This is a genomic window from Romboutsia sp. 13368, assembly GCF_018336475.1.
Lineage (GTDB): Bacteria > Bacillota > Clostridia > Peptostreptococcales > Peptostreptococcaceae > Romboutsia.
In genome coordinates, this window is record NZ_CP048741.1 from 2,018,363 (window position 1) to 2,020,649 (window position 2,287).

2 protein-coding genes and 1 pseudogene are annotated in these 2,287 nt (G+C 21.9%); 1 reads left to right on the plus strand and 2 read right to left on the minus strand.

The features are described 5' to 3' along the window. Positions 1–187: pseudogene (locus tag G3997_RS08360) on the minus strand (phosphatase PAP2 family protein); the annotation flags it as partial. Positions 188–435: 248 nt separating this feature from the next. Further along, positions 436–936, minus strand: a complete 501-nt coding sequence (gene hpt, locus G3997_RS08365) for a hypoxanthine phosphoribosyltransferase (RefSeq protein WP_442971274.1) — start codon at positions 934–936, stop codon at positions 436–438. Between the two features lie 202 nt (positions 937–1,138). On the opposite strand from hpt, the gene G3997_RS08370 reads away from it, so the two are divergent. Continuing rightward, on the plus strand, positions 1,139–2,215 hold the full coding sequence (locus tag G3997_RS08370) for a pyridoxal phosphate-dependent aminotransferase (protein ID WP_296645338.1): 1,077 nt from the start codon (positions 1,139–1,141) through the stop codon (positions 2,213–2,215). The last annotated feature ends 72 nt before the right edge of the window (positions 2,216–2,287 follow it).

Below are 2,287 nucleotides of genomic sequence, written 5' to 3' on the forward strand. Positions count from 1 at the left end.
TTATATTTGGTATTAATGTAAATAGTAGTTTTTGTCCATATTTTTTATTTATACACCAGTAAGTAATAGCAGTTAAAAGAATTATTACTGGCACTTCTGTACTTATTGTTAGTATTAGAAATAATGCATTTAATATTGGTGTTCTAATACCTTGAAAAAATTTAAGTATATTAAGTTGAAAATTCATAGTTATCCTCCTTATATTTACATATTATATAATTATACACCTTTACGATGTATATAATAATATATATTTTTTATTACTTAAAATAGTATAAAATACTATATTCATTAATATCATACTTTATTTTAGATTGATTAAATTTATAGTATAAATTNNNACCATATTTTTATTATTTTAAATATTGTAAGTAATTATATTTTATAAATAAAAAACGCCATCTTTTAAAGATAAGCGCTTTTTAATGAAATATATTATAAATTAACTGAACCTATATAAGGTAAATTTCTGTACTTTTCTGCCCAGTCAATTCCATATCCAACTATAAACTTGTCTTCTATAACAAAACCAACATAATCAACTGGTATGTTTACAGTTCTTCTTTCTGGTTTATCTAGCAGTGTACATAATCTTAATGATTTTGGATTTCTTATTCCTAATTCTTTTACTAAATTACTTAAAGTAAGACCTGAGTCTATTATATCTTCAACTATTAATACATTTTTGTTTGCTATATCAACATCTAAATCCTTTAGTATTCTAACTGTACCAGAGCTTTGTGTTCCATTTCCATAACTTGAAACACTCATAAAGTCTATATTTACATCTAAATTTATATTTCTTATTAAATCAGAAACAAATACACTTGCTCCTTTAAGTATTCCAACTACTAATAGTTCTTCACCTTCATAGTCTTTTTCTATTTGTTTAGCTATAGCTTTTACTTTATCAGCTATTTCTTTTTCAGATATCATTACATCTATCGTTGCCATATTTGTTCCCCTTACGTATATTTTAATAATRTTATTATATCATACTTAAGACAATAATAGGATATTATTATTTATTTTTATTTTATAATTCGTATTTTTGTATATAATATACTATAATTTGGAATAATTATATATTTATATTATAATCTATATATGTAAATAATAATTTTAGGATGGTGATTTAATGAAAGTAAATCATGGTGCAAACTTATATGATTTATCTAGTAAATATGGATTTTCAAAAGAAGATTTTATGGACTTTAGTTCTAATATAAATCCTTTTGGTTCATCAATACTAGCTAAAAATTATATAATAAATAATATTGATAAAGTATCAGTTTATCCAGACCCTGATTATATAGATTTAAAAACTTCTATATCTAAGTATTGCAACTGTTCAATAGATAATATACTTTTAGGAAGTGGAGCTACAGAATTAATATCTTCTTTTATAGAAACTATTAATCCTAAAAAAGCACTTCTTTTATCTCCTGCTTATTCAGAATATGAAAAAGAATTATCTAAAATAAACTGTGATATAGTTAAGTACTTTTCAAAAAAAGAAAATAACTTTTCAATAAATATAGAAGATTTAATAAATAATATAAATGAAAATAATTATGATTTAATAGTAATATGTAATCCTAATAATCCAACTGGATTTACATTTACTAAAGATGAAATAGAAAAAATATTAAATAGTACAAGCTCTTTTGTTATGGTAGATGAAACTTACATAGAATTTACAAATAAAAAAGTTTACTCATCAACAGCATTAGTTGATTATTATAAAAACTTATTTGTTATAAGAGGTACATCTAAGTTTTTCTCTACACCTGGTATAAGACTTGGTTATGGACTTATTTCAAACAACAGTATAAAAGAAAATATAAACTCTCACCTTGATTTATGGAATATAAATATATTTGCATCTATGATGGGTGAAGTAATGTTTAATGATATTGAGTTTATAGAAAATACATATTCTTTAATGGTAAATGAGAGAGAATACTTAATAAATGAATTAAGTAAATTTAATGATTTAAATGTTTATAAAAGCCAAGGTAACTTTATTTTATGTGAAATAAAATCTAAATCTATAACATCAAAAGAATTAAGAGATAAACTTATACCAAGTAAAATTATAATTAGAGATTGCTCATCTTTTGATGGATTAGATGAATATTTCTTTAGAGTCTGTATTTTAAAACCTGAAGAAAATAGATTTTTAATTAATAATCTAACAAATATTTTTATGTAAATTTATATTAAATTCTAAGATTATAAAAAGAAGGTAAACCTAATATAGGACTACCTTCTTTTTTATGTTATT